This window comes from Citrobacter sp. RHBSTW-00017, from assembly GCF_013797615.1.
Lineage (GTDB): Bacteria > Pseudomonadota > Gammaproteobacteria > Enterobacterales > Enterobacteriaceae > Citrobacter > Citrobacter braakii.
Window position 1 is genome coordinate 3799953 of sequence record NZ_CP056899.1, and the last position, 23223, is coordinate 3823175.

24 protein-coding genes are annotated in these 23223 nt (G+C 51.8%); 6 read left to right on the forward strand and 18 right to left on the reverse strand.

The genetic code is table 11. The features are described 5' to 3' along the window. Positions 1-14 precede the first annotated feature (14 nt). Positions 15-926 (forward strand): recombination-associated protein RdgC, encoded by a 912-nt coding sequence (gene rdgC, locus HV037_RS18475; RefSeq protein WP_003021479.1) that lies wholly within the window; start codon positions 15-17, stop codon positions 924-926. Between the two features lie 50 nt (positions 927-976). On the opposite strand, the gene ppnP is transcribed toward rdgC, so the two are convergent. The 5 genes from ppnP to HV037_RS18500 form a co-directional block, all read right to left on the reverse strand. Continuing rightward, on the reverse strand, positions 977-1261 hold the full coding sequence (gene ppnP / locus HV037_RS18480; protein ID WP_016152010.1) for a pyrimidine/purine nucleoside phosphorylase: 285 nt from the start codon (positions 1259-1261) through the stop codon (positions 977-979). A gap of 71 nt (positions 1262-1332) precedes the next feature. Continuing rightward, complete coding sequence (locus HV037_RS18485) at positions 1333-2010, reverse strand: AroM family protein (RefSeq protein ID WP_016155840.1); 678 nt, start codon at positions 2008-2010, stop codon at positions 1333-1335. A gap of 247 nt (positions 2011-2257) precedes the next feature. Then, positions 2258-2449: a protein YaiA gene (yaiA, locus tag HV037_RS18490; RefSeq protein ID WP_016155839.1), complete on the reverse strand. Its 192-nt coding sequence runs from the start codon at positions 2447-2449 to the stop codon at positions 2258-2260. Between the two features lie 26 nt (positions 2450-2475). Continuing rightward, positions 2476-3021 carry a shikimate kinase AroL gene (aroL, locus tag HV037_RS18495; protein ID WP_016155838.1) on the reverse strand — a complete coding sequence of 182 codons (546 nt, stop codon included), beginning with the start codon at positions 3019-3021 and terminating at the stop codon, positions 2476-2478. Positions 3022-3206: 185 nt separating this feature from the next. Then, the gene (locus tag HV037_RS18500) at positions 3207-3662 is read right to left on the reverse strand and encodes a YaiI/YqxD family protein (protein ID WP_016155837.1); all 456 of its coding nucleotides are present in this window, start codon (positions 3660-3662) and stop codon (positions 3207-3209) included. 148 nt (positions 3663-3810) lie between these two features. Here HV037_RS18500 and proC point away from each other — a divergent pair, with 148 nt between their 5' ends. Further along, a complete protein-coding gene (gene proC, locus HV037_RS18505) occupies positions 3811-4620 on the forward strand; it encodes a pyrroline-5-carboxylate reductase (protein ID WP_016152005.1) in 810 nt (269 codons plus the stop codon). A gap of 17 nt (positions 4621-4637) precedes the next feature. Here the strand turns inward: proC and adrA are convergent, their stop codons facing one another. The 5 genes from adrA to HV037_RS18530 all read right to left on the reverse strand — a co-directional run bounded on the left by adrA (position 4638) and on the right by HV037_RS18530 (position 9471). Continuing rightward, positions 4638-5738 carry a diguanylate cyclase AdrA gene (gene adrA, locus HV037_RS18510; RefSeq protein ID WP_016152004.1) on the reverse strand — a complete coding sequence of 367 codons (1101 nt, stop codon included), beginning with the start codon at positions 5736-5738 and terminating at the stop codon, positions 4638-4640. A 106-nt stretch (positions 5739-5844) separates the two neighbouring features. Next, the gene (gene psiF / locus HV037_RS18515) at positions 5845-6165 is read right to left on the reverse strand and encodes a phosphate starvation-inducible protein PsiF (protein WP_003830956.1); all 321 of its coding nucleotides are present in this window, start codon (positions 6163-6165) and stop codon (positions 5845-5847) included. A gap of 97 nt (positions 6166-6262) precedes the next feature. Then, a complete protein-coding gene (gene phoA, locus HV037_RS18520) occupies positions 6263-7678 on the reverse strand; it encodes an alkaline phosphatase (protein ID WP_019076143.1) in 1416 nt (471 codons plus the stop codon). Between the two features lie 104 nt (positions 7679-7782). Further along, the gene (locus tag HV037_RS18525; protein ID WP_016152002.1) at positions 7783-8025 is read right to left on the reverse strand and encodes a sigma-S stabilization anti-adapter protein IraP; all 243 of its coding nucleotides are present in this window, start codon (positions 8023-8025) and stop codon (positions 7783-7785) included. A 249-nt stretch (positions 8026-8274) separates the two neighbouring features. Beyond that, on the reverse strand, positions 8275-9471 hold the full coding sequence (locus HV037_RS18530) for a multidrug efflux MFS transporter (protein ID WP_103283533.1): 1197 nt from the start codon (positions 9469-9471) through the stop codon (positions 8275-8277). 302 nt (positions 9472-9773) lie between these two features. Here HV037_RS18530 and ddlA point away from each other — a divergent pair, with 302 nt between their 5' ends. Beyond that, positions 9774-10868: a D-alanine--D-alanine ligase gene (gene ddlA / locus HV037_RS18535; RefSeq protein ID WP_103283532.1), complete on the forward strand. Its 1095-nt coding sequence runs from the start codon at positions 9774-9776 to the stop codon at positions 10866-10868. A 25-nt stretch (positions 10869-10893) separates the two neighbouring features. Here ddlA and HV037_RS18540 read toward each other — a convergent pair whose 3' ends face one another. Then, complete coding sequence (locus HV037_RS18540) at positions 10894-11115, reverse strand: DUF2754 domain-containing protein (RefSeq protein WP_019076140.1); 222 nt, start codon at positions 11113-11115, stop codon at positions 10894-10896. Between the two features lie 263 nt (positions 11116-11378). On the opposite strand from HV037_RS18540, the gene HV037_RS18545 reads away from it, so the two are divergent. Further along, positions 11379-11702 (forward strand): DUF2755 family protein, encoded by a 324-nt coding sequence (locus HV037_RS18545; protein WP_103283531.1) that lies wholly within the window; start codon positions 11379-11381, stop codon positions 11700-11702. On the opposite strand, the gene HV037_RS18550 is transcribed toward HV037_RS18545, so the two are convergent. Both HV037_RS18550 and sbmA read right to left on the reverse strand, forming a co-directional pair. Continuing rightward, positions 11687-12790, reverse strand: a complete 1104-nt coding sequence (locus HV037_RS18550; protein WP_047497835.1) for a DUF1615 domain-containing protein — start codon at positions 12788-12790, stop codon at positions 11687-11689. The two genes, HV037_RS18545 and HV037_RS18550, sit on opposite strands and share 16 nt — an antisense overlap. Before the next feature lie 16 nt (positions 12791-12806). Further along, positions 12807-14027 (reverse strand): peptide antibiotic transporter SbmA, encoded by a 1221-nt coding sequence (gene sbmA, locus HV037_RS18555; RefSeq protein WP_103283530.1) that lies wholly within the window; start codon positions 14025-14027, stop codon positions 12807-12809. A 383-nt stretch (positions 14028-14410) separates the two neighbouring features. Between sbmA and ampH the strand changes: the two genes are divergently transcribed. Beyond that, positions 14411-15568 carry a D-alanyl-D-alanine-carboxypeptidase/endopeptidase AmpH gene (gene ampH / locus HV037_RS18560; protein WP_103283529.1) on the forward strand — a complete coding sequence of 386 codons (1158 nt, stop codon included), beginning with the start codon at positions 14411-14413 and terminating at the stop codon, positions 15566-15568. A gap of 1 nt (position 15569) precedes the next feature. Here the strand turns inward: ampH and iprA are convergent, their stop codons facing one another. Together iprA and ehaB are read right to left on the reverse strand one after the other, a co-directional pair. Further along, positions 15570-16193 (reverse strand): hydrogen peroxide resistance inhibitor IprA, encoded by a 624-nt coding sequence (gene iprA, locus HV037_RS18565; protein ID WP_103283528.1) that lies wholly within the window; start codon positions 16191-16193, stop codon positions 15570-15572. A gap of 89 nt (positions 16194-16282) precedes the next feature. Continuing rightward, positions 16283-19207 (reverse strand): autotransporter adhesin EhaB, encoded by a 2925-nt coding sequence (gene ehaB, locus HV037_RS18570; RefSeq protein WP_049282015.1) that lies wholly within the window; start codon positions 19205-19207, stop codon positions 16283-16285. Between the two features lie 509 nt (positions 19208-19716). Here ehaB and hemB point away from each other — a divergent pair. Further along, entirely contained in the window at positions 19717-20691 is a 975-nt protein-coding gene (hemB, locus tag HV037_RS18575; protein WP_016151991.1) for a porphobilinogen synthase, read from the forward strand. Positions 20692-20769: 78 nt separating this feature from the next. Here the strand turns inward: hemB and tauD are convergent, their stop codons facing one another. The 3 genes from tauD to tauB are packed head-to-tail and all read right to left on the reverse strand — an operon-like array spanning position 20770 to position 23212. After that, positions 20770-21621: a taurine dioxygenase gene (gene tauD, locus HV037_RS18580; protein WP_049270213.1), complete on the reverse strand. Its 852-nt coding sequence runs from the start codon at positions 21619-21621 to the stop codon at positions 20770-20772. Continuing rightward, positions 21618-22448 carry a taurine ABC transporter permease TauC gene (tauC, locus tag HV037_RS18585; protein WP_103283526.1) on the reverse strand — a complete coding sequence of 277 codons (831 nt, stop codon included), beginning with the start codon at positions 22446-22448 and terminating at the stop codon, positions 21618-21620. Before tauC ends, tauD begins: the two co-directional genes overlap by 4 nt. Next, entirely contained in the window at positions 22445-23212 is a 768-nt protein-coding gene (gene tauB / locus HV037_RS18590) for a taurine ABC transporter ATP-binding subunit (RefSeq protein ID WP_103283525.1), read from the reverse strand. The genes tauC and tauB overlap by 4 nt, the downstream gene beginning before the upstream one ends. Positions 23213-23223: the final 11 nt, after the last annotated feature.

A 23223-nucleotide genomic window follows, 5' to 3' on the forward strand; every position in this document is an offset into this window, starting at 1 on the left:
CCGTGGAAATTATCATGCTGTGGTTCAAAAATTTAATGGTTTACCGTCTTAGCCGCGATGTTTCTTTGCGTGCCGAAGAGATGGAAAAACAGCTGGCATCAATGACGTTCACCCCTTGCGGTAGCCAGGATATGGCAAAAATGGGCTGGGTTCCGCCGATGGGATCGCACAGCGATGCATTAACGCATACCGCCAATGGCCAAATTATTATCTGCGCCCGCAAAGAAGAAAAAATTCTGCCGTCGCCGGTTATTAAACAGGCGCTGGAAGCCAAAATTTTCAAACTGGAAGCTGAGCAAGGTCGCAAACTCAAGAAGACCGAAAAAGACTCGCTGAAAGATGAAGTTCTGCACTCATTGCTGCCGCGCGCCTTTAGCCGTTTCAGCCAGACGATGATGTGGATCGATACCGTCAACGATCTGATCATGGTTGATTGCGCGAGTGCGAAGAAAGCCGAAGATACGCTGGCGCTGCTGCGTAAGAGTCTCGGTTCGCTGCCGGTCGTTCCGCTGACGATGGAAAACCCCATTGAGCTGACGCTGACCGAATGGGTTCGTTCCGGCACAACGGCACAGGGATTCCAGTTACTGGATGAAGCTGAACTAAAAGCGATCCTTGAAGACGGCGGCGTGATCCGCGCGAAAAAGCAGGATCTGGTCTGCGACGAAATCGCCGTGCATATCGAAGCGGGCAAACTGGTCACCAAACTGGCCCTCGACTGGCAGCAGCGCATTCAGTTCGTGATGTGTGACGACGGCTCGATTAAGCGTTTGAAGTTTAGCGACGAGCTGCGCGATCAGAACGAAGATATTGACCGCGAAGATTATGCTCAGCGTTTTGATGCCGATTTCATCCTGATGACGGGTGAACTGGCGGCGCTGATTAAAAGTCTGGTGGAAGGATTAGGCGGCGAAGCGCAACGTTAAGCCGTGTTTACCGAATGGCGGCACAATGTCGCCATTCGTCATTTCTATGCTTACAGATAGCGGCAAAGATAGGATGTTGGCTCTGCCACCTGCAGATGAAACTCGCTGTTGCCCGGTACGTTGAACACGTCCCCTGCGGCATACACCTTCCACTCGGTTTCCCCCGGCAGCAGCACGTTCAGTGCGCCGCTAACGACAGTCATCTCTTCAGGCGCCGCAGTACTAAAGGTATATTCGCCTTCAGCCATCACGCCAACACTGGCTCGGCCAGTACTGCTGCTGGTAAAACCGATCGATTTTACTTTGCCGGAAAAGTATTCATTACTTTGAAGCATACAACTGGCCCTATCTCGTGATTAAGTTGAGAACCAATATAGGGGGCTGACGTTCCACCTGTCACGCAAAATTACGCCAACAGCTCCGAAGCCAGTCGGGCAATCAACACATTAGACAGAAGAACCGGGACATCCAGCGATTTTTGCAGTAAATCACGATGGCGTTGATTGAACCCCAGACAATCCAGCATGATCACATCCGCGCCTTGCTCCAGCAGTTCTTTCCCGGCATCAATCAATTGTTGTTCGGTACCTTCGATCGGATTCGCCACGGCATACACTGGTGGAGTTTGTAACACCTGCCATTTTTGCGTCTGGGCTTTGAGCAATTCGGTGACGGGGACAATAACCCCGACCTGATGCCCATCGACAATCGAGGCCACCAGCGGGGGGATAATACGTAACGGCTCCAATAGAATGCTATTGCGGGCGGTCAGGCGAGCGATTGAGGCGGTACTCATCAGCAGGATCACGTCAAAGCCCTGGTTATCCAGCACCTCCACGATACTTTGCAGCGAGCGCTCTACCTTCTGGCGTGAGACATGAGCAAGTTGGTGGTCGCTGAGCAGCGTTAATAAAGGCTCGTCACCGGGCGAAACGCCGTACTCAGCCATCACATCTTCTCGCCGCATCTGTCCAAGCAGACTGTGGTGAGTAATGTGCTGTTCATCGATATATTCCGTCAGGAGCGGTAACACCTCACACATCGGCACCACGCCAATCGTGAGGATAGCCAACGACGCACTCATTTGTTGCTCCACCATCTTCTTACTTTGCTGTGAAATCCCGGGCAAGTGCCGGGCGCTGACCTGCGCTACAAATGCTCAAAAGCGTAGCAGCTGATCGGCGGTGTATTGTGTAAAGATTCCAAATCATTCCGGTACTGGATTGTTATTGCTTAATTTTCAATTTTAACGGTATACGGCGAAATTTAAGAAAATGTGATGAACGCCCGTCCTGGCACTGTTCAGACTCGTGCCAGGACGGTGCTTAATATCAGGTTTTATCGGGGTCTTCGTAGCGTTTTTTGGCATCCATGGCTTCCTGCGCAGAAGGATGCTCACTGATCAACGTATTCGGTTTAGGGTGATCGGCTCGAAGTTGATACCAGGTTACCGTCTGGCCTGGCGTCCCCTTTTCAACCGTAACAATGTTCGCTTGACGTGGGTAAGGTGGTTTTGTCGGCATAGTTCTTCCTTTTCACTGGATGAACATTAAGTATAGACACCGCCCTGTAACCGTGGCGCTGCCTGCGCCAGTATCTCAAGAATGTCTTCCACCACCTGCGCAGGTTTATGGGTGGCATCAACGATGTAGTGCGCAGCTTCACGGTACAGAACATCGCGCTGAGCGAGCACTTCCTGCACCTCTTCAGTCAGCGGCTTACCGGTTAAGGTTGGGCGCAATCCCTCTTCAGGCGTGGCCTCCAGACGATCAACCAGTACTGATACCGGTGCGCTTAAATAGATAACCACGCCGTGGCTGCGCATGTAATGACGATTAAATTCGGTAAGAATGATGCCGCCGCCGGTCGCAACAACCGTTGCCGGGGCTGTGACGGCCTGCAGAGCGCTCGTCTCCTGGGCACGAAACCCTTCCCATCCTTCCCTTTCGACGATCTCCGCCACGGTCATCTGCACGTGCGATTGCAACCAGCGATCGGTATCGACAAACTGGAAATCGATAGCCTTCGCCAGCGCCATACCGGTAGTTGTCTTACCACACCCCCGGGGGCCGACAAGATAAAGAGGTTGCGTCATTACAGAAATTCCCCAGGGAGCCGCGAGCGAGCGGGATCTGATGCGGTTAAAGATATAATCATATCACCAAACTAGTACATCGCCAAAGCGTAAAGAAAAAATTACATACAGGGTAGAGATACCTATTAACTCCTACTATAACAAGAATTCACCATGAATAAAGTGTAAATAATAAATTACACGTTTTATTTTCTGCGCTGTACTTCCAGCCACCACTTATCAAGCTCAGCAGCAAAATGCTGCCTGTCTCGTGGTGAAAGGCTGTCCGGCCCGCCGGTCTGAATACCGCTGGCGCGTAGCGTATCCATAAAATCACGCATCATCAGACGCTCACGGATCGTGGCTTCGGTATAACGTTCACCGCGCGGATTAAGCGCCGCCGCACCTTTTTCAATGACTTCTGCCGCCAGCGGGATATCCGCTGTTATCACTAAATCACCGGCACTACACTGACGTACAATCTCGTTATCCGCCACGTCAAACCCGGCGGGAACACGTAATGTGCGGATAAACCGCGAAGACGGGACGCGCAAACTTTGGTTGGCTACCAAAATAAGCGGCATCTGCATGCGCTCAGAAGCGCGGTACAAAATATCTTTAATCACATTCGGACACGCATCGGCATCCACCCATATTGTCATAATTTCTCCCCACTAATGTGCAGTTGCACATTGTCGCGTGCTTTTACTTGCAGGCAAAGTGCTGTTTATCCTTCTGCACATATTCAATCCGCGCTAAGCTTAGCTTTCCCAGGTAAAACAATGAATATCACGCATAGGGAGTGACAAAATGGACAAGAAAATCGGTTTTATCGGCTGCGGTAATATGGGCAAAGCGATACTTGGCGGCATGATCGCCAGCGGCCAGGTTCTCCCTGGACAAATCTGGGTCTACACCCCTTCCCCCGATAAAGTCGCTGCATTGCACGACCAGTACGGTATTAATGCGGCGCAGTCTGCGCAAGAGGTCGCGCAAATCGCTGACATCGTTTTTGGGGCCGTAAAACCAGGCATCATGATTAAAGTGCTGAGCGAAATTACCTCCAGCCTGAACAAAGACTCCCTGGTCGTCTCGATTGCCGCTGGCGTCACCCTCGATCAGCTCGCCCGCGCGCTAGGCCATGACCGTAAAATCATTCGCGCGATGCCAAACACGCCGTCACTGGTGAATGCCGGAATGACTTCCGTCACACCGAACGCCTTAGTCACGCCAGAAGACACCGCCGACGTGCTGAATATCTTCCGCTGCTTTGGCGAAGCAGAAGTCATTGCGGAGGCAATGATTCATCCGGTCGTTGGCGTCAGTGGTTCAGCCCCGGCTTATGTGTTTATGTTTATTGAAGCGATGGCGGACGCCGCCGTGCAGGGTGGCATGCCTCGCGCGCAAGCTTATAAATTCGCGGCGCAGGCAGTAATGGGTTCGGCGAAGATGGTGCTGGATACGGGTAAACATCCCGGAGAACTGAAGGATATGGTGTGCTCGCCTGGTGGAACCACCATTGAAGCGGTACGCGTCCTGGAAGAACGAGGTTTTCGTTCATCAGTGATTGAAGCGATGATTAAGTGCATGGAGCAGTCGGAAAAACTCAGCCGCTCCTGAGTTAACACCGCCGGACGTCAGGCCGCCGCCTCAGTGCGGTTACGTCCGGAATTCTTTGCTTTGTAGAGCGCCATATCCGCCGACTTTAACCATTCTCGATAATGCTCGGTTTCTGCGGTCAGCGGCGCAACGCCCACGCTGATCCGCAGAGCAACCTGCGGCGCGCAGGATAAACGCAGTTGGCCAAGTCGTTCGTGAACGCGAGACATCGCCGCAATCGCGCTGGTTGCCGGCGTGCCGCACATAATCACCGCAAACTCATCACCGCCAAAGCGCCCGATCACGTCGCTACCGCGTAAGGTCATCTGCAACTGGCGGGTCAGCGCGACAATCGCCTGGTCCCCAACGTCATGACCCCAGGTATCATTGATGCTCTTAAAATGGTCGATATCGATAATCAGTAACGTGGCGTCACGCTGGTAGCGGCGGCAATTATCAAATTCATTACGCAGTAACAGTTCCCAATGGCGGCGGTTGTACACCCCAGTCATGCCATCTCGCGTACTCATCACCTGTAAACGGCGTTTATGTTCCGCCAGCTTGATGACCGTCTGGTAGCTGACCCAGGCAAACAGCAGCGGATAAATCACCAGCACCGGCAGCGTCAATAGCACGCTAAGTTGAGTACTGCTAAAAGCGACGGAGATATCGGTTAACTGTAACGTCACCAGGCATGAAACCATCATCAAAACGGCGCCTGCGATGAATATTCGCATCCCGCCTGCGCCCATCAGGTTGATGCAGATAATCATCAGCAGCGCCGTGGATGGCAACAGGTTTACGCCCATAATCCCTATCCACATACCGGCAAGAATGGCATCGGCTTTTAAGTTGGTAAATTCGCTATGCAGAGGATCGTCGGCTTTGCTGGCCAACTGCCAGGCCAAATGCGGCCAGACAAACGCCCATCCCACCAGTAATAGCCACCAGCCACCGGTAATGGGCTGAGCAACTAATACCGACGCGATAGGGAAAAACATTCCCCCCAATCCCACCGCTCGCGGCAGCCTGATTCGTCGGGCGAATCGCAGACCGGAACGTTGGTGGTCATTTTGATGAAGCGATAAAAATGCTTCATTCGGGACGACCTTCTTTTGATAAAAGTTTTCATCATTCATTGTATTTGGGAATGTTCTGAAACAAATTTCCCAAATTATAGGAAGGGGTCTGGTGGCGGAAGTATGATATTTCGGGTGAGCGATTTTACCTGCTCACCCGTAAGTGCTACGCAGATTTCTTCAGGCAAGCGCTCATAAATTTATTACGATCATCACCTTTCAGAGACTGCTCCGTCGCCTTAACGTTACATTCACGCATTTTTTGCTGCTGCGGCGTCAGGCTCTTTTCCTCCGGCGCAGATTTACTGTTTTTCAGGCAATCACTCATATATGTCTTACGCGCATCCCCTTTTAAGGTCTGCGCCGTTGCCTGCTGATTGCAGGTGGTCATACGCTGTTGTTGCGGGGTTAAAGTCTTCTCGGCAGCACCGACGGTAGTTAAAAAAATCAGACCAAAAAGCAGCGTCATTAATAATGTAATTTTCATAGCATCCTTCTTTTCTGAACGACAACACACAGGTAAGTTTGGCTGCTAACGATAAAAATACCACCCGGCGGCAAAAGTATTGCCGCCGGGCGTCGGGTTATTTCAGTCCTAACGCCGCTTTCATGGTGTAAAACAGGTCGGTTTGATCGGTCAGGCCGACCACATTCGCCGCGTGCGGGCCATAGGCTGCAATTCGCAGCTGGCTGCCGGTGTGCTCCTGAGATTCCTCTTCAGAGTTGCCGTAGCTGATGACCATGACCGCGCCATCTTTGGTGTTCAGCGCCTGGGTCAGGCCAGGTGCTTTGGTATCCGGCGCGACAATCTGGCTGGCATGTGCGTGGTCAGCGGTTACCACCACCAGGGTGTTGCCATCTTTCTTCGCAAAGGCAAGCGCGCGCTGTACCGCTTCGTCCAGATCGACCGTTTCACCAATCTGTCCGCACGGGTTGGCGGCGTGGTCCTGTTTATCGATTGACGCCCCTTCCACTTGCAGGAAGAAGCCTTTCTCATTTTTGCTTAACAGCTCAATCGCTTTATCCGTCATCTGCGCCAGCGTTGGCACGCTGTCGTCACGCTTTGGATTTGGCGTACAGGTCACAACCGGCTTATCCAGATTGCCATGATAAGACGCTTTCGGACCTTCCCAGCGCACGGGCATATTGCCGTCAGAGAACAGGCCCAGCAGCGGTTTATCCTGATTAGCTTCGGTAATCGCCGCCAGCGTCGCGGTATCACTCACCATCTGATAACCGCGGGCCAGGGCTTGTTCACGCAACGTTTTACCCTGCCACTCGCCCGCCGCAGCGGTTTCCGCAAACGTTTTGGCCCCGCCGCCCAGCGTAACGTCAGCCCTGGCATTCAGTAATTGTTCGGTGATTGACCCTTTACCGCCTTTTTCCAGCGCATTGGTTGGGCATTTTTCACGTGTCACGCCAGGGCCATAGCACTTACGCGAAGTCACATGGGCAACCAGCGCCGCCGGGGTAGCATCCTGCAATTCAGCGGTAGAAACGTTGCCCGTTGCCAGCCCCGCCGCTTTTGCCATTTCAAGAATTGTGGCGTGATCTTTTTCATGAATATCAACGCCCAGCGCACCATTATAGGTTTTCACACCGGTGGTCCACGCCGTCGCGGATGCCGCAGAATCCGTCACATAATCGGGTTTACCCGTTTTCTTATCCAACGCATAGTGCGTGTATTGTCCGGTCAACGGTAAAGCATCAATTCCTTTAAAAAAGCCGCCTGCGCCTTCGGCATAATTTCGCGCGGCCGTTATTTCTGAGTCACCCATCCCATCGCCAATCAATAAAATAATATTTTTGGCAGGTTTATCGCTCAGAGATTCGCGCAGAGCCGCCGTTTGATCGGCAGACAATCGGCGGGCGCCGCCCGGCGTGGTGATATCACCCTGAGCGGCACGATTATCCATAACCGCTATGGCAGAGGTTTCTGCATTAATAACCGGGGTAAACAGCAAAGGTAACAGGGCAATAGCGAGTGCGCTTTGTTTCACTTTATTTTCTCCATGTATAAATACGGTAAAATTAAAACAAAGCGACTATAAGTATTTGATGTGACACTTTTATGATAATTTGTGGATGACGCACCACGGATTACTCAAAACGCTTTTGGCACACTCTCGCCAGCGTTATGAACGTTGGTCAGAAACGCAGGCATACGGCCTTCTCCAGCCAAAGCCCCCTCAATTTGGCGAATAAATATTTGCCGATCGTTACACGTCATATTGCGCAGCATTTCGATGATTACCTGCTCCAGCGTTTCAACCTGCGCCGTCAGTTCTTGCGACTCTTCTTCTTTTTGGGCGAGCTTAAGTAACAACTCAGTAACGAGATTTTTCATTTACGTATTCCCTTAACCAAATATAGGCCACGTTATCATTAAGACTCACAACTGCCTAGAGGATGAAAGTTGTATTTTCATAAGAAATAAAACGTTTTGCGAAAACAATCACAACACAAAATAAGGGGGAAGGAGTCTTAGCGCAGAATTATTCCATATAAAAGGGTAAGGGGATTAATAATCACCTGGATATATAAATGCATAATGATGGATTAACAACGCTGACGGGCAGCGTTGTTAATCAGGTACTCAGCGTGCGCAGCGCCGACGTCGCAACGCGATAGCCAGTTGCCAGATGTTGATTAGCACAATGCACGCCGTGGCAATAAACACCCAGCGAAAGCCCGCCATTGCCGAAACTGTTGCCCCCATTAATGGCCCGGCTACGTTGCCGAGGTACATAAATGACTGGTTATAACCAAAAATGCGCCCGGTTATCTGGTCGCTGGAGTATTTCACCAGCAGCGTCTGCACCGCGGGCAACATCGCGCCGTCGGCAAAGCCGAGCAGAAAACGTAAGATCCCCAACTGCAACGGCGTAGTGACCCATGACATGGCGAAAAACAACACGACGGCGAAGATTAACGTTGCCATTAAAATCCGCTCGGTCCCAATACGATCGCCTAATTTACCTAGCCGGGGCGCAGAAATCAGCGCCGAGATGCCCGGAACCGAAGCAATCAGCCCGCTGAGAAAGGCAATATTAGAACTGTCTGGGACCATTGATTTAATAAACAGCGCCAGAATTGGCCCAATTGAGCCGTTACATAACTGGATCACCATCGTAGTAAAAAACAGGCTGATCACCAGCGCCGGATAAGGCAGCGAGGCAAAGACGGCCTTCCCGCTCAGGCGTTCGCTTTTTTTGATTGTCGGGCGCACACCTTCTTTGATAAAGAACAGCGTGACCAGAAAACTCACTACCAGCAAAGCCGCGGTAATACAGAATACCGCCCGTAAGCCAACGTGGTCGGCAATAAAGCCCCCCATCAGCGGTCCGCCAATAACGCCGCTAATTTGCGCCGTCGAGAGCGTACTCAGCGCCCACCCGCTGCGTTCGCGCGGAACCTGTGAGGCTACCAGCGCCATCGCATTGGGAATATAGCCAGACGTTAACCCCATGACCCCACGCAGCAGAAAAAGCTGCCAGACGTTAGTGGCAAAGGCCTGCAGTAAAATCGCAATCGCCATACCCAAAGAGGCCCGCAGCAACATTAGCTTGCGTCCTTTACGGTCGGCTAAACTCCCCCACATCGGAGAGACAATGGCTGAAATCAGGAAGGTGACGCTAAACGTTAAGCCGGACCACATTGAGAGTGCTTCATGGGAGCTTACCCCCAGTTGGGAGATATAGAGCGGTAAAAAAGGTAGGATTTGGCTGATTGCCAGGCCGGTGAAAAAGCAACCGAACCATACGGAAATGAGGTTGACTCTCCAGGATTCCATAGGGACTCATAACGATAAGTAGCTAAAAACTGCGAGCAGCTTAACAAATTACTTAGCCAAATAAGGGTCCACAGGTGCGATATATCACAGTTTAGGATTTTATCTTCCCGCTCATCATATTTGTGATATACCTCACATCAACCCCACAATATCAGCAGGGGTTTATGCTCCGCGTCCGTTCTGCGCGTTTGCGCTTATCTGTTCCTCTGTTGCCCACCAAAACAATCTGCCAGAAGCCGAGGAAACCTGCGTTTTGTCGTGGTAATGTATGTGCTTTGCATTCATGGAATGGGTTTTTTAAGATGGCAAAGTTGCGGGTAGGAATCGTATTTGGTGGTAAATCAGCGGAACATGAAGTGTCATTGCAATCGGCAAAAAATATTGTCGATGCCATCGACAAGACTCGCTTTGACGTTGTGCTGTTAGGTATTGATAAGCAAGGGCAATGGCACATTAGCGATGCCAGTAACTATCTGCTCAATTCAGATGATCCAGCGCATATTGCACTGCGTCCTTCCGCGACCAGCCTGGCTCAGGTCCCGGGTAAACAAGAGCACCAGTTGATCGATGCGCAAAACGGTCAGCCACTGCCAACGGTCGATGTTATTTTCCCGATCGTACACGGTACGTTGGGTGAAGATGGCTCTCTGCAGGGTATGCTGCGCGTGGCGAATCTGCCGTTCGTCGGTTCTGATGTCCTGGGTTCTGCGGCCTGTATGGATAAAGACGTGACCAAACGTCTACTGCGCGATGCCGGATTAAACATCGCGCCATTTATTACGCTCACTCGCGCCAATCGCAACCGCATCAGCTTTGCCGAGGTGGAATCCCGCCTTGGCCTGCCGCTGTTTGTGAAACCAGCCAACCAGGGCTCGTCCGTTGGCGTCAGTAAAGTGACCAGCGAAGCGCAATACAATCAGGCCGTCGCGCTGGCATTTGAATTCGACCATAAAGTCGTGGTGGAACAAGGGATTAAGGGCCGCGAGATCGAATGCGCGGTGCTGGGCAACGATCAACCGCAGGCCAGTACCTGTGGCGAGATCGTGCTGAACAGTGATTTTTACGCTTACGACACCAAATACATTGACGATAACGGTGCCAAAGTGGTTGTTCCGGCAGCGATCGCACCGGAACTTAACGATAAGATCCGCGACATTGCTATTCAGGCTTATCAGGCGCTGGGCTGCGCCGGTATGGCGCGCGTGGACGTTTTCTTAACCGCAGAGAACGATGTTGTGATCAATGAGATCAACACGCTGCCGGGCTTTACCAACATCAGCATGTATCCAAAATTGTGGCAGGCGAGCGGCTTAGGCTATACCGATTTGATCACTCGCCTGATCGAACTGGCGCTGGAACGTCATGCGGCGGATAGCGCGTTGAAAACCAGTATGTAAACCCGCCTGGATGCCTGATCGATAGCTATTGGGCATCCTTTGCTTCTTCTTCATCTTCCACGCGGCGACGGATAATTAATCCGGCCAGCCAAAAGCTAATCACCCACGTCACCAACCCCACCGCATAGGTCTGCCATCCCTGCGCTTCAAAACCCAGTAAGCCGACCACACCGTTCAGAATAAAGATAAGCCCAATAGCGAAGGCATAGTAGTGCCAGTCTCGGCGGATTTTAACAGGCAGGTTCATAACGGCTCCGGTGGAAATACAACGTGAAAGCGCATCCTCGCACATTTCCTCATAGACATCTGTGGCCTGTGCGGAATTTCTGAAATGTAACTTAATTTCACTTAAGGTTACGTAATTGTGACAGTCAGCAAAAAACCGAGATCCAGGAATAATCTCTACCTGAAATTACCATCATTCTGATATTGACATTGCTAATCACCTGTCAGACTCACTGTCAGTTCCAGGCATCACGTCAAAAAAGCAGGTTATTTCCGGAGGTCTTTATGGCTGATTTTACGCTCTCAAAATCCCTGTTTAAGGGCAAGCATCGGGATACCTCCTCCCTGCCCGGCAACATTGCGTATTCCGTATTTGTGCTGTTTTGCTTTTGGGCAGGCGCGCAGGTTTTAAATCTGTTGGCCCACGCTCCCGGCATCTATGAACAGCTGATGCAGTTGCAAATGCAAGAGACAGGACGCCCACGAGTTGAAATTGGCTTAGGCGTCGGTACCCTTTTTGGGCTGGTCCCTTTCCTTGCCGGAAGTCTGATTCTTGGCGCCATTGCGGCATTCGTTCGCTGGCGCCGCCGTCATCATAACGATGACTGACCCATACATTTCGCTCGACGATCGTCCACGCGTTTCGCAAACCACGCGGTGGTCAGATTACGTGTAATCTTCGGGCTTTCCAGCTGAATGCCTGGCAGCATTTCACGGGGTAGCGCTTTCCCGCTCTTCGCTTCCGCCAGCTTATAGACCTTCTCGTACAGCGCGGTATCCTCAAATGCCAGGCTGTCACCTTTTTGCAGTTGACGGTGGATCTCACTCTCGCTCATCCCCAGCTTCCCGGCCAGTTTACGTACCGCCAGCTCGGTTTTGCCCGGCTCGCTGCTGCCGTAGAGAATCAAGTCACCATCCATCGCCAGCTTCACTCCGCTGGCTTTACTGACCGCATTCTGGAAAGCTGCATTGCGGCTGGCATACCATCCCGCATTGAAATCGGCGAAACGGAATATTGGCGCGCTGTAATTCGCCGGGTAGTTAAGCAGATGATACGTACCGAACCACAGCCCACCGCGGCGGCTGAACACTTCCTGACGAACTGTTCCCGCCATTTTCCACGGATACCCGTCGGCGTGCTGCTCGGCAAACGCGATACTGACCTGCATTGGCCCACCGGTATGTACCGGATTAAGCGAACCAAACAGCGTCTGCCCCATCGGTACCATATTGATAAAATCATCAAAAATGGCGCTAAGCTGTTTTTCCGTTTTCACCGTATCCAGACGCTCGCTGTAGCTTTTCCCCGTTGGCGAGTTAATCTTCAGTGCGGTATGCACCACAAACTGCGGGATATGCATACGCTCGGCGCGCCGGTCGATCTCTTTCCAGGCGATTTTACTTAAGTTTGGAACGGCCGGATCCGCCTGATAGTTTGACTCCTGTTGCGCGACCGCCAGCACCGAACAGATATTTTCAACCGTCGGCGCCAGCTTCTGGCTTTCAAACGTCTTCGCTAAATCCTGCGCCCATGCGTCCCGGTCTTTCACGCTGGCGGGCATTTTCTGGCGCACCACGCTCGCCACATCGACGGCTTTCTCCCCTTTTTTTAGCGGCTGCGCGGGTTGGCTACTACATCCCACCAGCACCAGAGCGGCCAGACCGGACAAGGGGTAAAGACGGGAAACCGTCGACATAACATCTCCTTTTTTATTAACTAAGCGTATGGGTAACTTCCTGAATATCCTGGCCATCAAGCTCACGTTCAAAGCTGCGCAGACGCTTATAAATAGACATCAGTTCGACTAACGTTGTCCAGGAGTTAATCAAATACTGGAACGAGCCGCGCACCTGGCCAAACACGTTGGTGATTTGCGTCATCAGGCCGAGCGTAATCGTACCGGCAACAATCGACGGAAACAGCAGGAACAAGCCGAAAACGTTATCAACCTGCAGGTATAGAATGCGGGCGATATTGAAGTACATATAGTGAAAATAGAGGCGGAAGTAGTTCTGGCGCACCGCATGGAACAGTTCACGCACCGTCGGCGGGGTCGCACGATTAGCGTCATCTTCACCGTAAACCAGTTCTTTACGGTAGGCCGCTTCCACGCGCTGGTTTTTAAACTCCAGCCCCGGAAGTTTGATGCCGACTACCGCCAGCAAGCCGGTTCCCATCAACGACCAGACAATCGCGGCAATCACCAGGCCATAAGGAACATGTCCAACAATTGGCAGGTCCGGCACATGGGATGAGAGTGTGACCAGGACAGGTAAGAAGGCAATCAGCGTCATAATCGCATTGATAAAGCTGACCCCCATATCTTCAAGCGTGGAGGCAAAACGCATGGTATCTTCCTGCACACGCTGCGCCGCGCCTTCGATATGACGCAGATGCTGCCAGTGCGCCATATAGTGTTCGTTCATTGCGGTACGCCAGCGGAATACATAGTGGCTGACGAAGAAGTTGTTCATCACCCCAATGACCACGGCAATCAGCGCAATGCCAAGAAAGATGCCTACTTCATGATAGAACTGCTCAATCTTCACCTTATGCGGCGCACTCAACGCGGATTGAATCAGATCATAGAATGGCGCATACCAGGCGTTGACGGCGACGCCAACTTCAACCAGAAACCAGGTCACGAAAATAATCAGCGACGTGCCCAGTATGGACCAGTACTGCCAGCGGTGCGGGCTGTAGATAAACCAGAACAGCGCGAACACTCCAACACAAAGAATGTAATACGCATAAAAAATCAGGTAATCCAGCGACCAGAATCGGGCCGCGCTAATCGGTACGTCTCCCGACGCGCCGGTAATATGTGCAACCCAGGCTCCCCCTCCTCCTTGCCAGAATACAACGGCGACCAGTGCCCAAATAAATGCCGAAATAAAGAACGGCCCCGGCTTTGGGAAAAAAGACTTAAACATAGTGCTCTCCTGCTAACTTCTTATCGTTATGACGACTGCTGTGTATTTGCCACCGTGGAGTGCGGTGGCCAGACGGCTTACGCCCAAAAACACAAGCTGAAACCGACAAGTGTGACCAAAACCGCGGCACTTAGTTCGCACCCGGGTATGAAGAATTGTTTCTGTGATTTTCACACTCGACAACGTTCCAGCAAGTGCAGATTATCACAGCGTGAGATCACAAAAGCGAACATCCGTAATCCGGGAAACGCTTGCGTTTACTCATCGTTACGTTTTTCACACTATCATTGGCTGATAAGCGCTTTGCAATACGCCGATGAGTAGTATAAATACGCATACGCACGACATCCTTTTTCACTTTCTCTAACTCATGGACACCACCGTTGAAACGTAGTCTGCTTTTTTCTGCCGCGCTGTGTGCGGCGTCATTGACATCTGTCCAGGCGGCACAGCCTATAACCGATCCGGTCTTCGCCTCTGATATCGTCGATCGTTATGCCGACCATATATTTTACGGCAGCGGTGCTACGGGGATGGCGCTCGTGGTGATTGATGGTAACCAGCGCGTATTTCGCAGCTTCGGCGAAACACGCCCTGGCAATAACGTTCATCCGCAGCTGGATTCCGTTATTCGAATTGCCTCTATTACTAAATTAATGACCAGCGAAATGCTGGTGAAATTACTCGATCAGGGTACGGTTAAACTCAACGATCCATTGAGCAAATATGCGCCGCCTGGCGCGCGCGTGCCAACTTATCAGGGCACGCCGATTACGCTGGTGAATCTGGCGACGCATACCAGCGCGCTACCGCGCGAACAGCCTGGCGGCGCGGCGAAACGCCCGGTATTTGTCTGGCCAACCCGTGAACAGCGCTGGAGTTATCTCTCAACCGCCACGCTTAAAGCCGCACCGGGCTCGCAGGCTTCTTATTCCAACCTGGCGTTTGACCTGCTGGCTGATGCGCTAGGAACCGCATCCGGAAAGCCTTATCCACAGCTGTTTGAAGAAAAAATTACCCGTCCGCTGGGGATGAAAGACACCACCTTTACCCCATCCCCCGATCAATGCAGACGCCTGATGGTCGCGGAAAAAGGCGCCAGTCCTTGCAACAATACCCTGGCGGCAATGGGCAGCGGCGGTGTTTATTCAACGCCCGGCGATATGATGCGCTGGATGCAGCAGTATCTCTCATCTGATTTTTACCATCGTAGGCAGCAGGCCGACCGTATGCAGACGCTGATTTATCAGCGTACGCAGTTAACCAAAGTGATAGGGATGGATGTTCCGGGTAGAGCCGATGCGCTGGGTTTGGGCTGGGTCTATATGGCGCCGAAGAATGGGCGACCGGGAATTATTCAAAAAACCGGTGGCGGCGGCGGCTTCATTACCTATATGGCGATGATCCCGCAGCAAAACGTCGGGGCATTTATCGTGGTGACCCGCTCTCCGCTAACCCGCTTTACCAATATGAGCGACGGTATCAACGATCTGGTTGCTGAGCTGAGCGGGAACAAACCGCAGGTTATTCCTGCATCCTGACTTAATACTCAAAAGGCAAACGGTTAATGCTCACCAGTTTGCCTTTATTCATTTCAATGTAACCACCTTTACGCAATGCCGCGAGAACCTCAGCGACAACTGAGCGTGAAATTCGCGTGCGTTGGTGAATATAGTTCATGACGCCGATACGCGAACGCAGTACGTCGTCCCATTTCATCATGGATATCAGCGTCGCGCGGATCTGATCGTAGGAGTTATTGCCGATCAGTTGCAGATCGCGCAACTCAAACATGGAATTTTGCCATGCTAACCAGCAAAAGGCTTCACGCCAAAGCTGGCATTGTTCAATTATATTTATCGTTTGCGAAGCAGGCAGGTGGTATCCTGTACAATTACTTTCGGTTATTAATTTGTATTGTACATCTGTTTTCATCACGCCATCAGAAAGGCCCATAATAAAAGGTGCCTGTGCAATCCCGACCAGCACGCTTTCCCCTCTACGCAAGGAAACAACACCACTTAAAATAACGAAAGTATCATCACTATTAATATCACCGGAATAAATTATTTCTTTATCGTTCTCACACTCAAAGTGTTTACCATATTTCGCTAAACATTTATCAAGCTTACCAAACTCAAGAAGAGGTTTATTTGAAGATAGCATGTGCGCATTCCTTGCAATAAATGCCCGTCAAATCCGTGACGGGCATTATTCTAAATTAAATTACCTTTTATTTCTCTGCGAGAAAGTTGTTACCAGGTATATTTAACACCAACGTTTGCAGACCAGTCTTGATCGACATCACCGCCACCGAGGTAATTAGCATCGGTGTACGCGCTGAAGTTCTTGGTGAAGCTGAACTGAGTACCCAGCCCAACGCGTACCGCAGAACCTTCTACGCCGTTGTCGATAGAATCACCGTTTACATCAGAATCGTTGTTAGAGTCGTCGTAAACGTAGGCCAGTTTGAAGTACGGGGTCAGCGCCTGGTCATCGCTGTAGGCGAAGGTATAACCCGCATCTACACCAAGTTCATAACGCATGCTGTCATAAGACTGACCGTCAACTTTCATGTCGTTGCTCAGCTTATAGTCATCACCAGACTGGAACAGACCGGATACGCTACCGTAAGGGGTTACGTAACCTGCGTCACCCAGCTTCAGGTCATAACCCAGTTTCAAGCCAAAGCCCCAGGCATCAGAAGAGGTGCTGCCATCAACATACTGACCGTTGCTCATGCTGGCAGACAGATCGTTGTTGAAGTGGGAGTAGCTTAAGTTACTGTCAACAAAGATGTTGTTCGCAAAACGAGCAGAAGAGTAGATATAGGCAGTCTGGCTATCCTGATCTACCTGACCGGTACGATCACTCATGTCACCTTTCGCGAAGCCTGCCGCAGCACCGACAATCCACTTAGCGTTGTTACCATCGATTTTGGAATCAACACCGACCATGATGCCGTTAACATCCTGATCATAGTTAATGTTGCCGTTATCCGCATCGAAGCTGCCGCCGAAGTAGCTCACCCATGCACCACCGTTATCTACCAGGCCATGACGCGCGTTAGTCAGACGAGTACCAACGGTGTCTTGTTCCAGGTTCCAGATATTGGTGTTGGCAGACGGAATGCTCAGCGCCATGTTCGCGTAGTCGGTCAGCTCCATCTGCTGCAGAACAACGGTGTTACCCTGCTGCTGAGCCTGATAGGTGTAAGCACCCAGGTCTGCTTTGTTGGCTGCAGAGAAGGTTGCGGTGCTGTTCGTGTCGTTAACGTAGATCAGCTCGTTACCGTTGTAATCAGCAACAGAACCTGCGCCAGTGGCGTTATCGATGCGAACTTTATAGTTACCGGTTGCCGCTGCTACGTGATCACCGTAGTTATCAACTTCAGACTGATCGCCTGAGGTGTCGGAATCGCCGTTACCGTTGATAGTCAGATGACCATCAGAGTTCATCGCGATCACGCCATAACCGTAGTTAGCCTGGCGCGTATCGTTGGTACGATCGTTGGTCAGGTCAGCATTCAACACATAGTTAGCGCTGTTGATGTCGAAAACACCCGCATTAACATGGTTGTAAGCGTCGGTGTAGCTGGTCAGATTCAGGGTATCAACCTGCAGCGCGTTTCCGGTGCTGTTGCCCACATCCAGAACGCCGTTGTTGGTGACGTTAATGGTATTGGCATACAGCGCGGCATTAAGCACATTCCAGCCTGCAGAGACATCATCAGCAATCGTTACGGTACTGTTGTCAATAGACAGCGTATTAGTCGCAACACGACCATCTTCATTGATGTTCAGTGCGGAAGCACCGGTCAGAGAGATGGAGTCAGAAACCAGCGCAGAATCACCCACGTTGACAACGGAACCGCTGTTGATGCTCAGAGTGTCAATCAGAGAAGTTTTGGTGGTATCCCACTGGGAAGCGCCGTTCAGCGTCACGTTGAACAGACCGCTCTGATAAACGGTATTGCCAACCACATGACCATTTTCGTCATAAGAGGTTGTGTCGCTATCGATACCGTAGGTTGAAGAAGGCCACAGGCTGTTGGCAGCGATATCAATCAGCGTAGCGGTGGCTTCAGTGCCCTCAGCATAGCTTTCGTAAACGCCATCACCATCAACGTCAACCTGATGGACGGACATTGCCGCACCAACCCACTTGCTGCCGTGGTTCAGGGTCAGATCCAGACGGTCAGTACCATCCCAGCCGTTGGTATCCAGATCGGCATCAGTATCACGGTAAGTATCAGCACCGTTCGGGAAGAAGTTCTCATCAAAGTTGCTGGAGAACAGCACATCGCCCATCAGCGTAGCGTTATCAAACGTGGCGGTGGTCTGCATCGCGTTATCTGCATCGGGATGAGCAATAACCGCCAATGCGATATCATTCGCGTTCCAACCGTTACCGTTGTAGTCGCTCGCATTGCTGGTGTTACCAAACCAGCCGGATCTTCCTTCATCAGACCAGGAACCGGAGGTCAGGGTAGAGTCGGTAACAGCGATAGTGTTGTTAAACACTTCGCCGCTGTTTACGCCGGTGATGACGGTATTATCGTCAATATCTTCCCACTCATAACCTTGAGTCAGGGTAATACCCGCAACGTGAGAGTTGTTGGTGATAGACAGATCAACTTCTTGATCCAGAGTGATAGCCGTACCCAAGTTATAAACGTCGACAACGTGCGTATCAGCCACGTCATTATAGGTACCGTTGTAGGTATAATGTTCGTAGTTGTCATCGATAGTAGAATTGATGACGTTCATCGCCAGACGATCGTAGTAATAGTCGGTACCCGTACGGTTAGTACAATCCGTGGTCATACATTCGGATGTCACCATACCGTGAATGGTACTGTTTTTAATCGTCAGGCTGTTATAATTGCCGTTGGTTGACAGTCCATCATCCAGATAATAAGTAGAAATAACGCCGTTGACAGTAGCGTTATTGATTACCGGATAAATATCACCGTTATAAATACTATCAGTGCCGTAATTGTTCCAACCGACATAGCCATCGAAGTAAACGTCATCAACATGTGATGCGTCATTATAATGGGTGAACGTTGTGTACGTCGTCCCAGAAATATCAGTAGAAGCATTCGCCTGAGAAGTGATTGCCAAAGTACAGGCTAATGCTAATTGTGAGACTACAAGTTTCTTTTTCCAAGTGTGCATTTGTCATCCCTCCTCAGGGACGTAATATAGTTGATCCATCAATTATCAATGCAAAGAAAACATTTTATGTTTCGCGGGGACGATTATGCGGTTTCACAAAGGAAAGGTTCAATTATTCTTTGCTTGTCGTCCGAAACCGGACAACACTACGAATACCCCCGCCTCTGACACAAAAGACAAAAAAACTCATTCTTTCAATGAAATATCTCACAAGACATTTCTGAAGCATATAATTAATAAATAACTCACCACTCACCTAAACAAATAAACAATAAATGAAATGGAATTATTTCAAGATCTATAAAAATAAACGCATCGATATTTAAAATAATAAAATAGAAACAAACAAAATAATGAATATGAATAATTTGCCATAAATGTGAATAAATTGCTCTAATGATTCAGCCTTCCACCATGGAAAATCCAGATATAACGCCAACTTTCGTAAACCACCCACCCTCAGGTTCGGGTATACTACGGCCTTCGATTCCACAAACATCAGGCATACCATGACAGACCTAATCCAACGCCCTCGCCGCCTGCGCAAATCACCTGCGCTGCGCGCTATGTTTGAAGAGACAACACTCAGCTTAAATGACCTGGTGTTGCCGATCTTTGTTGAAGAAGAACTCGACGATTACAAAGCTATCGAGGCCATGCCCGGCGTGATGCGCATTCCAGAGAAGCATCTGGCGCGCGAAATTGAACGCATTGCTAATGCAGGCATCCGCTCGGTCATGACCTTCGGCATTTCTCATCACACCGATGACACCGGCAGCGATGCCTGGAAAGAAGACGGTCTGGTGGCGCGCATGTCGCGTATCTGTAAGCAGACCGTACCGGAGATGATCGTCATGTCCGACACCTGCTTCTGTGAATACACCTCGCACGGTCACTGCGGCGTATTATGCGAGCACGGCGTTGATAACGATTTAACCCTTGCCAATCTCGGCAAACAGGCGGTCGTTGCCGCCGCTGCGGGCGCAGATTTCATCGCCCCTTCCGCCGCAATGGACGGCCAGGTGCAGGCGATTCGCCAGGCGCTGGATGCCGCGGGCTTTACCGATACCGCGATCATGTCCTACTCCACCAAATTTGCCTCTTCTTTCTATGGCCCATTCCGTGAAGCCGCAGGTACCGCGCTGAAGGGCGATCGTAAAACCTATCAGATGAACCCGATGAACCGTCGGGAAGCGATCCGCGAATCGCTGCTGGATGAAGCCCAGGGCGCAGACTGCCTGATGGTCAAACCGGCTGGCGCATACCTCGATATTCTGCGCGATATCCGCGAGCGCACCGAGCTGCCGATTGGCGCTTATCAGGTCAGCGGTGAATACGCGATGATCAAGTTTGCAGCCCTCGCGGGTGCAATTGATGAAGAGAAAGTGGTGCTGGAAAGCTTAGGCTCGATCAAACGCGCTGGCGCGGATCTGATCTTCAGCTACTTCGCACTGGATCTGGCTGAGAAAAAAATCCTGCGCTAATCACTTTGTTGCCTAATGACGGCTTCGCTTTACCGGACCTACAGGTCGTAGGCCCGGTAAATGAAGCGTCTCCGATAATCATCCCGCCCGAAAAAACGGCTTGTCTCCCAAAATTGTCGCCCGGTGCATAATGCGCCGCTGGGGCAGATAATCCGCATTCGCATAATGCTGCGTCACGCGATTATCCCAAATCGCCACATCGTTGGGCTGCCAACGCCAGCGCACCTGGAACTCCGGTTTAGTGATATGCGCGAACAAAAAGCGCAGTAACGCCTCGCTCTCTTTTTCCGTCACATCGACAATTCGCGTGGTAAATCCTTCATTCACGAACAGCGCCTGCTTCCCGCTCACTGGATGCGTGCGCACCACCGGATGCAGCAGGGGCGGATGCTTTGCCACCGCCTCCAGCCAGCGCTGATGCTCCTCTGGCGTCTGGCGGTATTTATATTCCTGGAAGGATTTACGAAAATCATGCTCTGCCTGCAGGCCGCTCAGCAACTGGCGAAACGGCTCAGATAATGCGTCATAAGCGGCAATCCCGCTGGTCCACAGGGTGTCTCCCCCTGTCGATGGCAGCTCTTTTGCCGCCAGAATCGCGCCCGCTGGCGGCGTGTCGATAAAGGTCACATCGGTGTGCCAGTTGTCGTTATCCGGGGGATTATCGTTATGAGTATCCAGCACGATAATCTCTTCAACCCCTTCGGCATGCGGATAGACAGGGTGAATATGCAGATCGCCAAAACGCAGCGCCAGCGCCCGCTGTTGTTGCGGCGTAATCACCTGCTCACGTAGAAACACCACCTGATGGCGCAGTACGGCGTGATAAAGCTGTTCAAACTGATTATCGCTCAGCGGGCGCGTCAAATCCGCACCGGTGATTTGTGCGCCAATGTTCGGCCCCAGCGGGGTAATGCTCAGACGTTCACTCATTGTACTTCTCCATGCCAGGGCGTCAGGCGGCGCTGAAGCGCGCGCAGACCCAGTTCTAAAATAAACGCGATAACGGCAATCACCGCGATCCCCGCCAGCACCACATCCGTTGCCAGAAACTCACCGGCTGACTGCACCATAAATCCTAAACCTCGCGTGGCGGCAATCAGCTCTGCTGCCACCAACGTCGACCAGCCCACGCCAAGCCCGATACGCAACCCTGTGAGTATCTCCGGCAATGCCCCCGGCAAAATAACAAACCACAGCACCTGCGTACGGCTGGCTCCCAGCGACTGTGCGGCACGCACTCTCACCTGCTGCGCGCTTTTAACCCCCGCCAGCGCCGACATCGCTACAGGGGCGAAAATCGCCAGATAGATCAGCAGGATCTTGGAGGTCTCACCAATGCCAAACCAGATCACCATCAGCGGCAAATAGGCCAATGGCGGAACCGGACGATACAGTTCAATGATCGGATCGAGAATGCCGCGCATCGTCGGACTCAGCCCCATAGCGATCCCAACCGGAACGCCGAGCAGTACCGCCGCCAGCAGCGCGATAACAATACGCGTCAGGCTCGCCGCCAGATGCTGCCACAGCGTGGCATCCATAAACCCCTGCGGCCCGGCAATAACCATCAGTTTTTGCAAAACCTGGCCCGGCGGGGGTAAAAACAGCGGACTGATTAACTGCAGCGCCGCCACCGTCCACCACACCGCCAGAATGACGACCAGCGTACTGAAGCTTAAGGTAATCTGCCGCGAGAACGGCCAGCGCCAGCTCAGCGCGCGCTGGCGGCGGGGTTTATCATTAATCACCACGCTCATGAGAATGCCTCCCGTTGTTCAAAGACACGACCTAACACATACTCGCGCATGGCGATAAACTGCGGGTCGGACTTAATGCTGCGGCTCGGCTCTCCGGCCACAAAGCGACGAGCGAAATTCAGCGGCAGACGCTCCAGTACCCGGCCAGGGCCTGGCGACAGCAATACCAGCTCCGTTGCCAAAAAAACGGCTTCTTCAATATCGTGGGTAATCAACAGCACCTGTTTGCCAGTCTCATGCCACAACTTCAGCAGCAGGGTTTGCATCTGCTCGCGGGTAAAGGCGTCGAGCGCGCCAAAGGGTTCATCCAGCAACAACAGCTGCGGGTTGGCAGCCAACGCCCTCGCAATGCCGACGCGCTGACGCTGACCACCAGAGAGCTGCCAGATAAAACGTTTTCCCGCATCCTCCAACCCAACTTTCTGCAACATCTCCCGCGCGATTCGTTGACGTTGGGGCTTCTCCATCCCCGCCAGTTGCAGCCCGAAGGCCACGTTGTCCTGCACGTTGCGCCAGGGCAGCAGGCCATCGTTCTGGAACACAACCCCGCGCTCTGCGCCTGGACCTTCAACCTTGTTGCCCGCCAGCATAATGCTGCCATGCTGATACGGCACAAACCCGGCAATCAGATTTAACAGCGTGGTTTTTCCGCAACCAGAAGGTCCGAGTACCACCAGCAGTTCGCCACTATCGAGCGTCAGGTTGATATCTTCCAGCACCGGTTTTCCACCGTAGCTGGCGGCAAGATGAGAGATTTGCAGCATCAGCGCCTCCT